This is a genomic window from Streptomyces sp. NPDC004788, from assembly GCF_053601115.1.
The window spans coordinates 1-16,222 of sequence record NZ_JBSGBF010000141.1 but is presented as its reverse complement, the minus strand read 5'-3'; the positions used below and the strand labels follow the sequence as shown (position 1 = coordinate 16,222).

The following is a 16,222-nucleotide window of genomic DNA, read 5'->3' as shown; positions in this document are numbered from 1 at the left end:
CGGGCGGGCGAGCGGGCGCCTGAGCGCGGCGGCGAGCGCGGCGGCGAGCGCGGCGAGCGCCGGTCGGCCGGCGACCGGCCCACCGGCGGGCAGGGGCGGCCGGTCGGCGCCCGGCCCGCGGCTTCCCGGCCGTCGTCCTCGCGTACGGGCGGGGGCTCCCGGGCCTCGCAGTCCCGGCCGGGCGGCCGCAGCACCTCCACCGGGCTGCGGCCCGCCAACCCCCGGTTGCTGCGGCAGCGGATCTTCGTCTTCGTCGTCGTGACGCTGGTCGTGGCACTGGGCATCGCGGCGGCGCAGGCGCTGCAGGGCTGACGCCGCCGAGGTCGGCACCGCGCAGGTGGTGCGGGCCGGCGCCGCCGGCACTGCAGGGCTGACGCCGCGGGCCTGCCGCTACGGAAGCGGCGGAGGCGTCGCAGGCCGCCGCGAGCATGCCGCTACGGAAGCGGCGCAGGCGTCGCAGGCCGCCACGGGCCTGCCGCTACGGAAGCGGCGCAGGCGCCTCAGGCCTGCGGGCGGCCGCTCGTCACCGCGTAGAAGGCCACCGCGGCGGCGGCGCCCACGTTCAGCGAGTCCACGCCGTGCGCCATCGGGATGCGGACCCATTCGTCCGCCGCGCGCAGCGCCTGCGTCGACAGGCCGTCGCCCTCCGCGCCCAGCATCAGCGCCACCCGGTCCAGCTTGTGCGGGGCCGCCTCGTCGATCGAGGCCGCCCGGTCCGCCGGGGTCAGCGCGAGCAGCTTGAAGCCCGCCTCGCGGACCGCCTCCAGGCCGCGCGGCCAGGTGTCCAGGCGGGCGTACGGCACCGAGAACACCGCGCCCATGGAGACCTTCACGGAACGGCGGTACAGCGGGTCCGCGCAGTCCGGGGACAGCAGCACCGCGTCCATGCCGAGCGCCGCCGCGCTGCGGAAGATCGCACCGATGTTGGTGTGGTCGTTCACCGCCTCCATCACCGCCACCCGGCGGGCGCCCGCGAGCAGCTCCGGCGCCGTCGGCAGCGGCTTGCGCTGCATCGAGGCCAGCGCGCCGCGGTGCACGTGGTAACCCGTCACGCGCTCGGCCAGGTCCGGGCTCACCGCGTACACCGGAGCCGGGAGTTCGTCGATGACGTCGCGCATGACGTCGACCCACTTCGCCGAGAGCAGCATCGAGCGCATCTCGTAGCCGGCGTCCTTGGCGCGGCGGATGACCTTCTCGCCCTCGGCGATGAACAGGCCCTCGGCGGGCTCGCGTCTGCGGCGCAGCTCGACATCGGTCAGTCCGGTGTAGTCGCGCAGACGCGGGTCGTCGGGGTCGTCGATCGTGATGAGTTCGGCCACGAGGTGATACTGCCCTGTTCCTGGGGTGGTGCCAATGCGAAGGGGTGCGGGACGGGACCCGCTAGTGGTCCGAGGGCTGCGGCGGCTTGTTCGGGCCCTCGTGCACCACGTCGCCGATGACGATCACCGCCGGCGGGCGCACCTCCTCGGCCTTCACCGTGTCCGCCACCGTCGCCAGCGTCGCGTCCACCCGGCGCTGGGTGGCCGTCGTGCCCTCCTGGACCAGGGCCAGCGGGGTGTCCGGCGACTTGCCGTGCGCGATCAGCGTCTCCGCGATCTTGCCGATCTTGTCGACGCCCATGAGGATCACGAGGGTCCCGGTCAGCTTCGCGAGCGAGCCCCAGTCGACCAGGGAACGCGGGTCGTCGGGCGCGACGTGGCCGCTCACGACTGTGAACTCGTGCGCCACGCCCCGGTGCGTGACCGGGATGCCGACCGCGCCCGGCACGGAGATCGAGCTGGAGATGCCCGGCACCACCGTGCACGGGATGCCCGCGGCGGCCAGCGCCTGCGCCTCCTCCATGCCGCGGCCGAAGACGAACGGGTCGCCGCCCTTCAGGCGGACCACCGACCTGCCCTGCTTCGCGTGCTCGATCAGCGCGTTGTTGATGGCCTCCTGGGCCATGTACCGGCCGTACGGGATCTTCGCGGCGTCGATGACCTCGACGTGCGGCGGCAGCTCGCTCAGCAGGTCGCGCGGGCCGAGCCGGTCCGCGATCACCACGTCCGCCTCGGCGAGCAGGCGCCGGCCGCGGACCGTGATCAGGTCCGGGTCGCCGGGGCCGCCGCCCACCAGGGCGACGAACGGGGTACGGGCGCGGTGCGCGGGCGCCGCGAGCGAACCGTCGCGCAGGCCCTCCACGATCGCGTCCCGCACGGCCGCCGAGCGGCGCGGGTCGTGGCCGGTGAGCACCGCGACCGTCACGCCCTCACTGGCCCCGGTCGCCGGGGTCCACGCGGTGGCCGCCTCGGCGTCGTCCGAGCGCACGCACCAGGTCTTCGTCCGCTCGGCCTCGGCGGAGATGGCGGCGTTCGCGACCGGGTCGCTGGTCGCGACGAGCGCGTACCAGGCGTCGGCCAGGTCGCCCTCCTCGTACCGGCGCTTGATCCAGGTGATCTCGCCGGCCTCGGCCATCGCGTCCACGGAGGGGGTGGCCGAGGGAGAGACCAGGGTGACCCGCGCGCCCGCCGCGATCAGCGCGGGCAGCCTGCGCTGGGCGACCTGGCCGCCGCCGAACACGACGACGCGGCGGCCGGCGAGGCGCAGTCCGACGGGGTAGGCGGGGTGCTCGGCGTGCTCGGCCATGGTGCGGGCGGCTCCTCGGGGCGGCGGGTCTCGGGCGGTGCTTGGCGCACCTCACCCTATCGGTGACCTGCGGGCTTCACTCTGTGACGGATGTCCCCTCGGCCGAGCGCCGTCGGTCGGTGCGCGGGGGATGTGCACGTCCCCCACTCCCGGTCGTTCCTGGGGAGTGGGGGACGTCTCGCTGCTGCGTTCGCTGCTACTTCTCGGTGACGCCGGCCGAGTCGAACGTGGCCACCTCGTGCATCGCGCGCGCCGCGCTCTGCACCACCGGGAGGGCGAGGAGCGCGCCCGTGCCCTCGCCGAGGCGGAGGTCCAGGTCGACCAGCGGGCGCAGGCCCAGCTTGTTGAGGGCGGCGACGTGGCCCGGCTCGGCGCTGCGGTGGCCGGCGATGCAGGCCGCGAGGGACTCGGGCGCGATGGCCCGGGCCACGAGCGCGGCCGCGCCGGTGGAGACGCCGTCCAGGATGACCGGGGTACGGAGCGAGGCCGCACCCAGGATGAGGCCGACGAGCGCCGCGTGCTCCAGGCCGCCGATCGCCGCCAGGACCCCGATCGGGTCCGCCGGGTCCGGCTTGTGGAGGTCGAGCGCACGGCGGACCACGTCCACCTTGCGGGCGTGCATCTCGTCGTTGATGCCCGTGCCGCGGCCGGTGACCTCGGTCGGGTCCACACCGGTGTAGACCGCGATGAGGGCCGCGGACGCGGTGGTGTTCGCGATGCCCATCTCGCCGGTGAGCAGCGCCTTGTTGCCGGCGGCCACCAGGTCGCGGGCCGTCTCGATGCCCACCTCGATGGCGGCGACGGCCTCTTCGCGGGTCATGGCCTGGCCGATGGTGAAGTCGGCGGTGCCCGGCTTGACCTTGCGCGGCAGCAGGCCCGGGGTGGAGGGCAGGTCGCCCGCGACGCCCACGTCGATGACGCAGACCTCGGCGCCCACCTGGTTGGCGAACGCGTTGCAGACCGCTCCCCCGCCGAGGAAGTTCGCGACCATCTGGCCGGTGACCTCCTGCGGCCAGGCGGTGACGCCCTGGGCGTGCACGCCGTGGTCACCGGCGAAGATCGCGACGGCGGCCGGCTCCGGGATCGGCGGCGGGCAGACCCGGGAGAGCCCGGCGAGCTGCGCGGAGATGATCTCCAGCATGCCGAGCGCCCCGGCGGGCTTCGTCATGCGCTTCTGCCGCTCCCAGGCCTCGCCGAGCGCCTTGGCGTCCAGCGGGCGGATGTTGGCGACGGTCTCCTGGAGCAGGTCGTGCGGCTCCTCGCCGGGCAGCGCGCGGCGGCCGTACGTCTCCTCGTGGACCACCCAGGACAGCGGGCGGCGCTTGGACCAGCCCGCCTGCATCAACTCGGGCTCGTCCGGGAACTCGTCGACGTAGCCGACGCAGAGGTAGGCGACCACTTCGAGGTGCTCGGGCAGGCCGAGGGCGCGGACCATCTCGCGCTCGTCGAAGAAGCTGACCCAGCCGACGCCCAGGCCCTCGGCGCGCGCGGCGAGCCAGAGGTTCTCGACGGCGAGCGCCGAGGAGTACGGGGCCATCTGCGGCTGCGTGTAGCGGCCGAGGGTGTGGCGGCCGCCCCGGGTCGGGTCGGCGGTCACGACGATGTTCACCGGGGTGTCGAGGATGGCCTCGATCTTCAGTTCCTTGAACTGCTTGGCCCGGCCCTTGGGCAGCGACTTGGCGTATGCCTCGCGCTGGGTCGCGGCGAGCTCGTGCATCGTCCGGCGCGTCTCCGCGGACCGGATGACGACGAAGTCCCACGGCTGCGAGTGGCCGACGGACGGCGCCGTGTGGGCCGCCTCCAGGACGCGGAGCAGCACCTCGTGCGGGATCGGGTCCGGGCGGAAGCCGTTGCGGATGTCGCGGCGCTCGCGCATCACGCGCAGCACGGCCTCGCGCTCGGCCTCGTCGTAGCCCGGGGCCCGTTCGGTGACCGGGGTCTCCTGCTGCGGCTGCTCGGCCTCGGGCTGGGCCTCCGCCGTGGGGGCTTCGGCCGCCGGGGCCTCGGCCGCCGGGGCTTCGGCCGCCGGGGCTTCGGCCACCGGGACTTCGGCCGCCGGGGCCTCTGCCGTGGGGGCCGCTGCCGCCGCGCCGGTCCCTTCGGCCGGGGCGTCTTCGGCCGGGGCGTCTTCGGCCGGGGCCGCGGGCTGGACTTCGGCCTCGGCCTCCGGCGTCTGCGCGGCTTCCTGCGGGGCCTCGGGGGCGGCGGCCACCGGGGCCTCCGCGGCGGCCGGCTGCTCCGGCGCCTCCGGGGCGGCGTCGGGCTGCTGCTCCGGGGTGCCCTCGGCGGCGACCGGGACCTGCTCGGCGGCCGCCTCGACCGGAGCCGGGGCCTCCGCCACGGGCTCCGCCGTCACGGGCGCCTCCGCCACCGGGACGGGCTGCTCGGCGGCGGACTCGGCCGGGGCCTCCGGCTCGGCCTCGCGCGGGGCGGGGACGGCGGCCGGGGCCTCCTGGGCGACCGGCTCGGCTTCGGCGGCCGGTACGGGTACGGGCTCGGGCTCGACGACCGGCTCCTCGGCGGGGGCCTCGGCCACCGGCTCGGCGACGGCCGGCTCGGCGGCCGCCGGCGCCTCCGCCACGGGCGCCTCCGCGGCCACCGGGGCCTGCTCGGCGACCGGCTGCGGCTCGGGAACGGGCTCCGGCTGCGGGGTCGGGGCAAGGTGGGGGGCGGTCGGGACGGAGCCCTCGACCGGGACGAACTGGGCGACCGGCGGGACGGCCGCCTCCGCCGGCGCGGCCACGGGGGCCGCGGCCTGCTGCGGCTGGGCGGTCCACGGCACGGCGCCCTGCGGGGCGGTCTGCTGGTCCTGCGGGATGTCCAGGTACTCCGGGCCCATGGTCGGCGGGCCGGGCGTGGGAACGGGCATCGGGGCCGGCGCGGTGGCGGCCGCGGGTGCCGGTACGGGCACGGGCTGCGGGGCGGCGACCGGCGCGGCCGGGCCGCGGTCGGCGAGCGAGCGGACCACGCCGCCGGTGGCGTCCGGCGGCACGGGCGGGCCCATGTGCAGCGGACGGCGGGCGGGCGGCGGGGTGGGCGCGGCCTGCGGCTCGGGCATGCGGACGCCACCGAGGTCGACGGAGCCGGAGTCGCGGCCGGCCGCCTCGTGGGCGCCCGTGTCGAGGATGCCGGGCTCGTAGCCGTGCTCGGTGACGACGGGCTGCTCCTGCGGGGCGGTCAGGGGCACGCCGTGCGCGGGGGTGGGCAGCGGGGGCAGCGGGACGCCCTGCGCCGGGGTGGCGCCGGTGACCTGCTCCAGGGGGGCGGTCAGCGGGTCGACGTCCATCGCCGGCGGGGCGGGCACGGTGACCGGCGGCGCGGGCGTGACGCCCGGCGGCTGCTCGCTCCAGGCGCCCTGCGCGCCCGGCATCAGGAGTACTTCGTCGTCCTCGACCGCGTGCGCCGCGTGGGCCGCGTCGGCTGCGCTGGCTGTGTCCTCGGAGGGGCTCGGGTAGGTGAACGCGCCGGGGGCGGGGACGCCCGGCTGCTCGACCGTGCCCGCGTTCTCCGGCAGCCCCTCGCCGGGGATCTGGCCGGTGTCCGTCATGCTGCGTACCCCTCGCCCATCGGTTGTGCTCCTTCAGACCTGCGCCCGTCGACAAGAACGAGCGTGCGCGCCGCTCGGCACGAGACCAGCGGACACCCATGCATTGTCGCGGTCTTCGGCCATCGTGGCAGGCGGATCCGCCACGGTGCGCTGTGGACTGCGCCACGTCGCGCGGTCCCCCGGTTGCTCCGTACCACACCAGGGGTCCAAGAGGGCCCCTTTTTCCGGACATTGGAGAACAAACCGCCGGCTGTCCGGGGGCGGTACAACAATCGGCCAGCCTACCCCGCTCGGTGGGCGGCGCGATCACGGGTGGGGCCCCGTGAGACGCGGCGGAGTTCGCGAGGGAGTCCGCCAGGGAGTCCGCGGGAGATGCCCGCGAGGGGGCGTCAGGTCCGGCGGCCGGACAGGAGGAAGACGACGGATCGGGCGCGCTCGGTCCAGTCGGCCGGGTCGAGGCCGACGGTCTGCAGCAGGGCGCACTCGACCTCGTAGCCGCCGTCGGACAGGGCGTTGCTCATGGCCTCGGCCTCGTCGCGGGTGGCGGCGTGCGCGACGATCCGTTCGGGCCTGCGGTCGGCGCAGGCGGTGACGACGGGGACGCCGCCGCCTCCGATGCGTACGACATCGGGCTCGGGGAGCCGTTCGAGTACGTGCGGGGCGCGCCCGGGGACGGCCTGGAGCTGGACGCCGGCGGCGCGGGCGGCGGTCTCGGTGCGGGCGCAGGCCTCGGGGTCGGCGTCGACGGCGATGACGGCGGCGCCGAGGCGGGCGGCCTCGACGGCGAAGGCACCGCCGGCGCAGCCGACGTCCCAGACGAGGTCGCCGACGCGCGGGCCCAGGCGGCCGAGTTGGGCGGCGCGCAGGGTGGGGTCCTGGCCGGTGTGGCCGCCGGTGTCCTCGGCGGGCAGCGCCCAGCCGCGTACCGCCGGGGTGTCGTGGCCCATCAGCCAGCCGCCCGCGGGGGCGCTGCCGGTGGAGCCGCCGCCGATGACGAGGACGACGTTGGGGTCGCGCCAGACGTGGTCGGCGGCCTTGTCGGAGGTGAGGACGGTGACCTGTTCGCGTTCGGTGCCGAGCTCCTCGCAGATGACGAAGGTGCGGTGGACTCCGTCGAGGAGCAGGGCGAGTTCGGCGGGACCGGCGCCGGGCGAGGTGAGGACGGCGACCTTGGGGTGGGCGCGGCAGACGTTGACGGCGCGGCGCAGGGTGCGCTGGTGGGCGACGACGACGCGGGCGTCGTCCCAGGGCATGCCGGCCCGGGCGAAGGCGGCGGCGACGGAGGAGACGGCGGGCACGACCTCGACTTCCAGGCCGTGTTCGGGGGCGCGCAGGGTGCGGACGACGCCGAAGAGGCCGGGGTCGCCGTCGGCGAGGACGACGGCGGTGCCGCGGTGGACGGCGATGCGGCGGGCGGCGAGGTCGACGCTGCCGAGCCGGACGCGTTCGGCGGCGGCCGGTACCTCGGGAAGCGCCAGGTGGTGCGCGGCGCCGGCCACGAGCGTGGCGGCGGCGAGCGCGGACCGGGCCGCCTCGGTGAGGGGCGAGCCGTCCCAGCCGATCACCGTGACCCGGTCGGCCATCTGTTTCTGTCTCCCTGGGTGTGCGGGTCGGGGGCCTGTCGAGCCTACCCGGGCGGTCAGCCCCAGTCGGCGTAGGTGGAGAGGCCCGCCTCGGACATCTGGTCGGCGACGCCGTCGAGGTCCTCGGGGAGCAGGCTCCACACGATGAGGTCGGTGCGGATGTCGGTCCATTCACCGCTCTCGGTCTGGCTGCGCGCTATCCAGGCGTTGCGGAGCACGCCCTCGCTGATGCAGCCGATCTTCTGGGCGACCTGCTGGGAGGCGGTGTTGTCGGCGGCGGTGCGCAGTTCGAGGCGTTCGAAGCCGCGGTCGCCGAAGAGCCACTGGGCGACGGCGAGGACGGATTCGGTGGCGTATCCCTCGCCGCGGGCCCAGGGGGCGGTGACGTAGGCGACCTCGGTCGCGCGGGTGCGCCAGTCGGTGTGGTGGAGGTGGACGGTGCCGACCAGGCGCTGGGTGAGGAACTCGGTGACGGCGAAGACGATACCGCGGCCCTCGGCGCGTTCCGCAGGAGCGATCCTGCGGACCCATTCCTCGGCGTGGGCGCGGGTGTACGGGTGCGGTGCGGAGGTCCAGGCGACCACGAGCTCGTCGTTCATCATCTCGGTGAACGCGGGGATGTCGGCCTCCTCGAAGGGGCGCAGCTCCAACCGGTCCGTGCTGATGGAGAGGGACGGGAAGGTCGTAGTCATGCGCAACTCCATACGTGAATGACCGTGAACGGACAGCATGCAGCATGCGGCTGTCGCCGCGCATGCGCGGGTGACACGGGTGAGCCGAAGGCCCCGCGCGCCGGACGGGGCGCGCGGGGCCTTCTGGGCAGTGGACGGTACCGCGTGGGCGCGGTCCACGGGGGTGGTACGCGAGGACTACTGGGCGGCGGCGCCGAAGGCCGGGACCACCGAGCCCTTGTAGGTGTCCTCGATGTACTTCTTCACCTCGGGCGAGTTGAGGAGCTTGGCGAGCTTCTGCACGCGGGCGTCCTTCTCGTTGCCGGCCTTGACGGCGAGGAAGTTGGCGTAGGGGTTGCCCTCCGCCTTCTCCAGGGCGAGGGCGTCCTTCGCCGGGGACAGCTTGGCCTCGATGGCGTAGTTGCCGTTGATGACGGCGGCGTCGACGTCGTTCAGGGCGCGGGGCACGGTGGCGGCCTCCAGCTCCTTGAACTCCAGGCCCTTCTTGTCGGTGATGTCGGAGAGCTTGGCGTCGGTGCCGATGCCGGGCTTCAGGGTGATGAGGCCGTTGTCGGCGAGCAGGTGGAGGGCGCGGCCCTCGTTGGTGGTGTCGTTGGGGACGGCCACGGTCTGGCCGGCCTTGATGTCCTTCACCGACTTGACCTTCTTGGAGTAGAGGCCGAGCGGCTCCAGGTGGACGTTGACCACCGGGACGATGTGGGTGCCGTTCTTCTTGTTGAAGTCGTCGAGGTACGGCTTGTGCTGGAAGTAGTTGGCGTCGACCTGGCCGGACTCGGTGGCGGTGTTCGGCAGGACGTAGTCCGTGAACTCCTTCACCTCCAGCTTCAGGCCGGCCTTCGCGGCGAGGTTGTCCTTGACGAAGTTGAGGATGTCGGCGTGCGGCGTCGGGGACGCGGCGACGACCAGCGGCTTGTCGGCCGAGCCGGCGCCGTCCTTGGTGGAGGACGGGTCGGAGGAGGTGCCGCAGGCGGTCAGGCCGAGGGCGAGGGCGGCGGTGGCGGCGATGCCCGCGGTGAGCTTGATGTTCTTGCGCACGAAGAGTGCCTCTTTCCGGGTGGAGCGGATACTTCGCCTGGACAACAAGTCCGGGCTGTTTCTTCGGGTTGCGAAGTCTGGGGTCCGGCGCGGCGGGCGGTTACGAGGCGCGGCCGCGGCGGGCGAGGAGGCGGACGGCGCCGTCTCCGATGAGCTGGACGACGGTCACGATCACGACCAGGACGACGACGGTCACGAGCATGAAGGTGGTGTCGAAGCGCTGGTATCCGTAGGTGATGGCCTTGGATCCGAGGCCCTCGCCGCCGACCGCACCGGCCATGGCGGAGTAGCCGATGAGCACGATCACGGTGGTGGTGACGGCGGAGACCAGGGACGGCAGGGCCTGCGGGAGCAGCACCTTGCGGACGATGGTGGGGATGCCGCCGCCCATGGACTGGACGGCTTCGACGAGCCCGTGGTCGACCTCGCGGATGGCGGTCTCGACGAGGCGCGCGAAGAACGGGATGGCGCCGATGGCGAGCGGCACGATCATCGCGGTCGGTCCGATGAAGGTGCCGACGACGAAGGTGGTGAAGGGGATCAGGGCGATCAGCAGGATGATGAAGGGCAGCGAGCGGCCCACGTTCACGATCGCGCCGACGACCTTGTTCACCGGCCGGTTCTGCAGCAGTCCGCCCTTGTCGGTGAGGACGAGGAGGATGCCGAGGGGGAGGCCGCCGAGGATGGTGACGACGGTGGCCCACAGGACCATGTAGAGGGTGTCGACGGTGCCCTGCTCGAGCAGCGGCTGCATCTCGGACCAGGTCACTTGGCACCTTCCTTGACCAGCGCGGGGGCCTCGGTGGGGGCCTGCGCGGGCACCTGCGCGTTCTGCGCGTTCTGCGCGTCTTCGACGATCTCGACCTGGAGGCCCTGCTCGCGCAGGAAGCCGACGGGGACGACGTTCTCCTCGTAGCGGCCGGGGAGTTCGATGCGCATCCGGCCGATCTGGCGGCCGCCGACGGTGTCCATGGCGGCGCCGAGGATCGAGATGTCGATGTTGTACGTACGGGAGAGCTGCGAGATCACCGGCTGGGTGGCGGTCTCGCCGTGGAACGTGACGTCGACGACCGTGTGCTCGGGGCCGGTGGCGGCGCCGCTGACCGGGAACAGCTCGGCGGCCAGCTGCGAGCCGGCCGTGGCGAGCAGTTCGCCGACGGTGCCGGACTCGACGATGCGGCCCTTCTGCATGAGGGCGGCCGAGTCGCAGATGGTCTTGACGACGTCCATCTCGTGCGTGATCAGCAGGACGGTGAGGCCGAGCTGCTGGTTGAGGTCGCGCAGGAGCTGGAGGATGGAGCGGGTGGTCTCCGGGTCGAGGGCGCTGGTGGCCTCGTCGGAGAGCAGCACCTTGGGCTCGCCGGCCAGGGCGCGGGCGATGCCGACGCGCTGCTTCTGGCCGCCGGAGAGCTGGCCGGGGTACGCCTTGGCCTTGTCGGCGAGGCCGACGAGGTCGAGGAGTTCCAGGGCGCGGCGGGAGCGCTCGGCGCCGGAGACGCCGAGAATCTCCAGGGGGAGCTCGATGTTGTCCTTGACGGTGCGCGAGGACAGCAGGTTGAAGTGCTGGAAGACCATGCCGATGCTGCTGCGCGCCCGGCGCAGGTCCTTGCCCGCGCGGCGGCCCTTGCCGGCGAGGGCGGTGAGGTCGACGCCGTCGACGGTCACGGTGCCGGAGGTGGGGCGCTCCAGAAGGTTGACGCAGCGGATGAGCGAGGACTTGCCGGCGCCGCTCTGGCCGATCACGCCGAACACCTCGCCCTCGCGGACGTGGAGGTCGACACCGTCCAGAGCGGTGACCTGGCGGCCTCGCGACTCGTAGACCTTGGTCAGGCCCGTAGTGGTGATCACAGGGTTTCCGTCACTGTCGAGTGCGCGGCGCATGGGTCCGCCGTGCACGGCTTTCGTCATGAGGACAGTCAGGCGCAGGGCGGCCGGCCGCTGGATGTGACCGGCGGGCGGCGCGTGCGCGAGGGCGGCTCGGTCCGACGCCTGGATTGGCGGGACCGGCTCGGCCGTCGGGGCTCGCTTCGGGGCGCGAGCTCAGGCGGGGGCCCTCAGTTGGCGCACATTCGACACATACAACGAGCACCGGGCGTCTGGTTCGCCTCGGTCGCAAGGTTGCGGCTGCTCGTCGTGGTCATGGCTGCAAGTAAAGCATGCGCAGCTGCGAACGAAAGGGGAGTGTCCGAATAGCGGACATCGCTGAGACGACATCCGGACAGGAGTGCGTACGGCGGTGCGGCCCCGGACCGGCGGCGGTCCCCGCTCCCCCGGGCGTGGCCTGGGTCGATCCCGGGCGCGACGGGTCACCGCCGGGGCGGCGGCACCCGCGCCCGGGGCGCGGGTGCGGTGTGGGTGTGGTCAAGACCACTGCCCGGCGCCTCGCGCCACGGCCTCCGGGGTGGGGCCGCGCGCATCGGGCCATTCGGCCCGTAATACCCTCGGGCGCATGCTTGACGCCCTGACGGTCGCGGTCTCGGTGGCCGCGCTCGCCCTCGCCGCCTGGTGCGGCTTCGCCTTCAGCCGTGACCAGTCCACCAAGGACTGGCACTTCATCGGCATGGCCGTGGTGACCTTCCTCGCCCTGGTGCAGCTCGTGGTCGGAATCGTGCAGCTGGCGCGCGGCGAGAAGGCCGACGAGGGTACGACGATCTTCATCGCCTACCTCGTCGGCGCGCTGTGCGCGGTGCCGGCGGCCGGCCTCATGTCGCTCACCGAGCGCAGCAAGTGGGGTTCGGCGACCGTGACGGCGGGCGCGGTCGTGCTCGCCGTCCTCGAAGTGCGTCTCTACGACATCTGGACGGTGGGCTGATCATGACCGCGACCGAGAACGGGGCCGGGACCGTGGCCGAGGGCGGGACCGAGGGGCGGCGGGCCGGGCGGCTGGTGTCGGGCCCGGGCATGGTGGTCGTCTGGCTGTACGGCGTGATGTCGGTGGGCGCGGTCTCCCGCTCGATCTACCAGATCGCCACCGACTTCGACCGCGCGCCGCTGGCGTACAGCCTCTCGGCCGTCGCCGCCGTGGTCTACGCGTTCATCACGTACACGCTCGTGCGGGGCGGGGAGACGGCCCGGAAGGCGGCGCTGGTGTGCTGCGCCGCCGAACTCGCGGGCGTACTGACCGTGGGCACCTGGACCCTGGTCGAACCGTCGGCGTTCCCGGATGCGACGGTCTGGTCGGACTACGGCTACGGCTACGTCTTCATCCCGGTGCTGCTTCCGCTGACCGGCATCTGGTGGCTGCGGAAGGCGCGCGCGGCCGTCTGACGGACGCGGCCGTCCGACCGACGCGTCCGACCGACGCGGCCGTCCGACCGACGCGTCCGACCGACGCGGCCGTCCGACCGACGCGGCCGTCCGGGGCCCGGGGTCGCCTAGGCCGCCTTCTCCAGGGTGACCAGGGTCAGCGTCGGGCCCACCTCGCGGGTGGCGACCTGCTCGTACCCCTTGCTGCGGTAGAGCCGCAGGTTGCCCTCGCTGCGGTGGCCGGTGAAGAGCTGGAAGCGCTTGGCGGGGGCCGGGGTCGGCTCGCCGGCGAAGTGGCCCTCGATGGCGTCGAGCAGCCGGCCGCCGAGGCCGTGGCGCTGCATCCGCGGGTGGACGATGAGCTTGGCGATCCGCACGGTGCCGTCCTCGTCGAGCCGGCCGCGCACGGAGGCGACGATCTCGTCGCCGAGGCGGGCGACGAAGGCCGTGCCCTCGACGAGTTCGGCACGCAGCTCGGCCAGTGACTGGGTGAGCGGTTCGATGGACCAGTCCTGGTAGATCTCGGCCTCACGCTGGTAGGCGAGGTACTGCAGCTTGAGGATGCTCTCCGCGTCCTCGGCCGCGTCCGCCGCTGAGATCGTCACGCTCATGCCCATGTGTGCATGCCTCCCGCTCACCTGATCCGCCGTCGGTCTACGGCACCCTTCCCCGCACGCCGGTGCCGGGAACCTCCGCAGCCAGCATTCTGCGCAGGCATCCCAGGCAACGGGAACGCATCGGCCCCAGACTCCCCTGTGAGATACCCAACGCCCCTGCGATTTCCCGGTAGGTCGGGTCATCCGGGTGCAGCATCGCGGTCAGCAGCCGCGGGCAGTGACCGGGGGTGCGGCGCACGGCGGCCCGCACGGTGCGGCGGCGCTCGGCGACCAGCGCGGACCCCTCCGGTGACGACGTCTCGGGAACCGGGGCCGGTTCGCCGCGGTACGGCCGCTCGCGGGCGTGCGCGCGGCGGGCCCGGCGCGCCTCGGCCCGTACGGCCCGGCGCAGCCACTCGGCGGGCCGCTCGGGCGCGGCCCCGTCCTCCTCGATGCGCTCCAGGAGCCGCAGCCACACGGCCTGTTCGAGGTCGCCCGCCTCGACGCCGGCCGCCGACGCCTCGGCCCGGGACTCCGCGGCGAGCAGCGGCGTGAGGGTGGTGAGCAGGGATTCGCGGGAGGTGCGGGAGGTGCGGGAGGTCATGCCCGCCACGATGCGGGGCCGGCCGGGCCCGGTTGCGGGCCCGGCCGTGAATCACCCGGTCGGAGGTACGGAGGTACGGAGGTGTACGGAGGTACGGAGGTACGGAGGTGAAGCGTCAGCGGCCCGCGAAGTCCGCCGCCGCCAGCAGCGCCGTGTCCGAGTTGTCGGAGAAGATCGCGTCGATGCCGGTCTCGAAGTAGCGCTTCAGCACTCCGAACGCGTCGCCGTACGCCGTCGGGTCGGTGCCCTTCCGGTACTCCACCGGCAGGAAGGTGTTCTCGTTGCGCTGCGTGTACGGGTGGAGGATCAGGTCCTCGGCGTGCGCGTCGCGGACGAGCGTGGTCTCGGTGCCGAGCCGGCCGCTCGCGTCGCGGGGCAGGATCAGGTCGATGGTGGGCCCGATGCCCTGCGCGTACGAGGCGATCCAGCGCAGTCCCTCGGGTGTGACCAGGTCGGCGACCGTGCGCGGGTCGCCGGCGGCGACGAAGTCGTAGGGACGGCTGGTGGCGGCGGAGAGCAGCACGACGCGCGGGGAGTCCACCAGTTCGGCGAGCCGCTGGATGCTGCTGGGCTCGAAGGACTGGAGGAAGAGCGGGGAGTTCGCGCGGTGGCGTCCGTAACGGCGCAGCAGGCCGGCGAGCCGCTCCTCCAGGGGGAGGCCGATGGAGCGGAAGTAGGTGGGGTGCTTGGTCTCGACGTGCAGCCACACCTCGCGGCCGAGGCGGCGGCCCTCGTCCTCGGCCCAGCGCAGCACCTCCTCGAAGGTGGGCACGGCCCAGCGGCCGTCGTAGAGGGTGTTCCGCTGGCGGACGGCGGGGATGCGCTCCTTGGCCCGCAGGGTCTTGAGCTCGGCGAGCGTGAAGTCCTCGGTGAACCAGCCGGTGACGGCGGTGCCGTCGACGGTCTTCGTGGTCCTGCGGGAGGCGAACTCGGGGTGTTCGGCGACGTCGGTGGTGCCGCCGATCTCGTTCTCGTGGCGGCAGACCAGGTGGCCGTCCTTGGTGGGGACGAGGTCCTGCTCGATGACGTGGGCGCCGAGGTCGAGGGCGAGCTGGTAGGAGCCGAGGGTGTGTTCGGGGCGGTAGCCGCTGGCGCCGCGGTGGCCGATGACGTACGGGACGGGCAGCCCGCGGTAGCCGCGGCCGCGGCCCTGGCTGCGGGCGGCCGGCTCGCCGTCGCCGGCGACGGCCGACCGGACGGCCTGCGCGGTGCCGCCGGCGAGGACGGTGGAGCCGCCCAGGACCGCGGCTCCGGCCGCTCCGAGGACCGCTCGTCGGGCCGGGGTCCGGCGCTCGGGCTGGGTCATGAACACTCCTTCGGTGAGCTTCGGTGTGATGTCCCGCACCTGTCAAAGACGGGCACGACGGTAGGCGTCGCGGCCCTCCGTGCGGCAGACCTGGGCGGAACATGGCGGAAACACACGTCAACACCGCGTATCCACTCCGTGAACCCGATGTGCGACACACCGTGACCCGCGAGTATCGTCGCCACCTGCACACCGTCGGCTCCGTCCCGAGCCGCACCGCCCCGACACCGCCCCGACACCGGAGGAACCGTTGTCCCGTCTCGCGATCATGAAGGCCATCCTGAGCCCGGTCCTGCGCCTCATGTTCCGGCCTCGCGTCGAGGGCGCCGAGAACATCCCCGGCACCGGGCCGGTCATCCTCGCGGGCAACCACCTGACCTTCATCGACTCGATGATCATGCCGATCTGCCTGGACCGTCCGGCCTTCTTCATCGGCAAGGACGAGTACGTGAAGGGCAAGGGCGTCAAGGGCCGGCTGATGGCCTGGTTCTTCACCAGCGTCGGCATGATCCCGGTGGACCGCGACGGTGGCCGCGGCGGTGTGGCCGCGCTGATGACGGGCCGTCGGGTCCTGGAGGAGGGCAAGATCTTCTCCATCTACCCCGAGGGCACCCGCTCCCCCGACGGGCGCCTCTACCGTGGCCGCACCGGCATCGCCCGGCTCACCCTGATGACGGGCGCGCCGGTGGTGCCGTTCGCGATGATCGGCACCGACAAGGTCCAGCCGGGCGGCTCGGGCATCCCGCGCCCCGGCCGGGTGACGGTCCGCTTCGGCGAGCCGATGGAGTTCTCCCGTTACGACGGCATGGACCGCGACCGGTACGTGCTGCGCGCGGTGACGGACTCGGTGATGGCGGAGGTCATGCGGCTGTCGGGCCAGGAGTACGTGGACATGTACGCCACGAAGGCGAAGGAAGCCGCGTAACGGACGCGAACGCGAAGACGAACGTGGGGGCGCCCCCACCAGAACGTTTCAGAACAGGGCAGC

14 protein-coding genes and 1 pseudogene are annotated in these 16,222 nt (G+C 73.6%); 4 read left to right on the top strand and 11 right to left on the bottom strand.

Going from position 1 to position 16,222, the window contains the following annotated elements:
- Positions 1–312: pseudogene (locus ACWEJX_RS35410) on the top strand (serine/threonine protein kinase); the annotation flags it as partial.
- A gap of 188 nt (positions 313–500) precedes the next feature.
- Here the strand turns inward: ACWEJX_RS35410 and ACWEJX_RS35405 are convergent.
- The 8 genes from ACWEJX_RS35405 to ACWEJX_RS35370 form a co-directional block, all read right to left on the bottom strand.
- Positions 501–1,319 carry a TrmH family RNA methyltransferase gene (locus ACWEJX_RS35405; RefSeq protein WP_451611521.1) on the bottom strand — a complete coding sequence of 273 codons (819 nt, stop codon included), beginning with the start codon at positions 1,317–1,319 and terminating at the stop codon, positions 501–503.
- A gap of 61 nt (positions 1,320–1,380) precedes the next feature.
- The gene (gene cobA / locus ACWEJX_RS35400; protein WP_451611520.1) at positions 1,381–2,625 is read right to left on the bottom strand and encodes a uroporphyrinogen-III C-methyltransferase; all 1,245 of its coding nucleotides are present in this window, start codon (positions 2,623–2,625) and stop codon (positions 1,381–1,383) included.
- A 196-nt stretch (positions 2,626–2,821) separates the two neighbouring features.
- Positions 2,822–6,172, bottom strand: coding sequence for a nicotinate-nucleotide--dimethylbenzimidazole phosphoribosyltransferase (gene cobT / locus ACWEJX_RS35395; RefSeq protein WP_451611519.1), 3,351 nt, complete (start codon positions 6,170–6,172; stop codon positions 2,822–2,824).
- 389 nt (positions 6,173–6,561) lie between these two features.
- Positions 6,562–7,755: a precorrin-6y C5,15-methyltransferase (decarboxylating) subunit CbiE gene (gene cbiE / locus ACWEJX_RS35390; protein WP_451611518.1), complete on the bottom strand. Its 1,194-nt coding sequence runs from the start codon at positions 7,753–7,755 to the stop codon at positions 6,562–6,564.
- Between the two features lie 56 nt (positions 7,756–7,811).
- On the bottom strand, positions 7,812–8,447 hold the full coding sequence (locus tag ACWEJX_RS35385) for a GNAT family N-acetyltransferase (RefSeq protein ID WP_451611517.1): 636 nt from the start codon (positions 8,445–8,447) through the stop codon (positions 7,812–7,814).
- A gap of 177 nt (positions 8,448–8,624) precedes the next feature.
- Positions 8,625–9,482, bottom strand: coding sequence for a MetQ/NlpA family ABC transporter substrate-binding protein (locus tag ACWEJX_RS35380; RefSeq protein ID WP_451611516.1), 858 nt, complete (start codon positions 9,480–9,482; stop codon positions 8,625–8,627).
- A gap of 100 nt (positions 9,483–9,582) precedes the next feature.
- Positions 9,583–10,251 (bottom strand): methionine ABC transporter permease, encoded by a 669-nt coding sequence (locus tag ACWEJX_RS35375; protein WP_451611515.1) that lies wholly within the window; start codon positions 10,249–10,251, stop codon positions 9,583–9,585.
- Entirely contained in the window at positions 10,248–11,330 is a 1,083-nt protein-coding gene (locus ACWEJX_RS35370) for a methionine ABC transporter ATP-binding protein (protein ID WP_451611514.1), read from the bottom strand. The genes ACWEJX_RS35375 and ACWEJX_RS35370 overlap by 4 nt, the downstream gene beginning before the upstream one ends.
- Before the next feature lie 601 nt (positions 11,331–11,931).
- Here ACWEJX_RS35370 and ACWEJX_RS35365 point away from each other — a divergent pair.
- Together ACWEJX_RS35365 and ACWEJX_RS35360 are read left to right on the top strand one after the other, a co-directional pair.
- Positions 11,932–12,294, top strand: coding sequence for a hypothetical protein (locus ACWEJX_RS35365; protein ID WP_403796910.1), 363 nt, complete (start codon positions 11,932–11,934; stop codon positions 12,292–12,294).
- Positions 12,295–12,296: 2 nt separating this feature from the next.
- Positions 12,297–12,749: a hypothetical protein gene (locus ACWEJX_RS35360; RefSeq protein WP_451611513.1), complete on the top strand. Its 453-nt coding sequence runs from the start codon at positions 12,297–12,299 to the stop codon at positions 12,747–12,749.
- A 107-nt stretch (positions 12,750–12,856) separates the two neighbouring features.
- Here the strand turns inward: ACWEJX_RS35360 and ACWEJX_RS35355 are convergent, their stop codons facing one another.
- The 3 genes from ACWEJX_RS35355 to ACWEJX_RS35345 all read right to left on the bottom strand — a co-directional run bounded on the left by ACWEJX_RS35355 (position 12,857) and on the right by ACWEJX_RS35345 (position 15,234).
- Entirely contained in the window at positions 12,857–13,345 is a 489-nt protein-coding gene (locus tag ACWEJX_RS35355; protein ID WP_451611512.1) for a GNAT family N-acetyltransferase, read from the bottom strand.
- A gap of 37 nt (positions 13,346–13,382) precedes the next feature.
- Positions 13,383–13,928: a sigma-70 family RNA polymerase sigma factor gene (locus ACWEJX_RS35350; protein WP_451611511.1), complete on the bottom strand. Its 546-nt coding sequence runs from the start codon at positions 13,926–13,928 to the stop codon at positions 13,383–13,385.
- Positions 13,929–14,043: 115 nt separating this feature from the next.
- Positions 14,044–15,234 (bottom strand): glycerophosphodiester phosphodiesterase, encoded by a 1,191-nt coding sequence (locus ACWEJX_RS35345; RefSeq protein ID WP_451611510.1) that lies wholly within the window; start codon positions 15,232–15,234, stop codon positions 14,044–14,046.
- Between the two features lie 250 nt (positions 15,235–15,484).
- Between ACWEJX_RS35345 and ACWEJX_RS35340 the strand changes: the two genes are divergently transcribed.
- Positions 15,485–16,159, top strand: coding sequence for a lysophospholipid acyltransferase family protein (locus ACWEJX_RS35340; RefSeq protein WP_451611509.1), 675 nt, complete (start codon positions 15,485–15,487; stop codon positions 16,157–16,159).
- The last annotated feature ends 63 nt before the right edge of the window (positions 16,160–16,222 follow it).

What these genes read in the sequence shown, in the direction of transcription:
- cobA (WP_451611520.1), bottom strand. Translation starts at nt 2,625, where the DNA reads ATGGCCGAGCACGCCGAGCACCCCGCCTACCCCGTCGGACTGCGCCTC.
- cobT (WP_451611519.1), bottom strand. Translation starts at nt 6,172, where the DNA reads ATGACGGACACCGGCCAGATCCCCGGCGAGGGGCTGCCGGAGAACGCG.
- cbiE (WP_451611518.1), bottom strand. Translation starts at nt 7,755, where the DNA reads ATGGCCGACCGGGTCACGGTGATCGGCTGGGACGGCTCGCCCCTCACC.
- ACWEJX_RS35385 (WP_451611517.1), bottom strand. Translation starts at nt 8,447, where the DNA reads ATGACTACGACCTTCCCGTCCCTCTCCATCAGCACGGACCGGTTGGAG.
- ACWEJX_RS35365 (WP_403796910.1), top strand. Translation starts at nt 11,932, where the DNA reads ATGCTTGACGCCCTGACGGTCGCGGTCTCGGTGGCCGCGCTCGCCCTC.
- ACWEJX_RS35360 (WP_451611513.1), top strand. Translation starts at nt 12,297, where the DNA reads ATGACCGCGACCGAGAACGGGGCCGGGACCGTGGCCGAGGGCGGGACC.
- ACWEJX_RS35355 (WP_451611512.1), bottom strand. Translation starts at nt 13,345, where the DNA reads ATGGGCATGAGCGTGACGATCTCAGCGGCGGACGCGGCCGAGGACGCG.
- ACWEJX_RS35350 (WP_451611511.1), bottom strand. Translation starts at nt 13,928, where the DNA reads ATGACCTCCCGCACCTCCCGCACCTCCCGCGAATCCCTGCTCACCACC.
- ACWEJX_RS35345 (WP_451611510.1), bottom strand. Translation starts at nt 15,234, where the DNA reads ATGACCCAGCCCGAGCGCCGGACCCCGGCCCGACGAGCGGTCCTCGGA.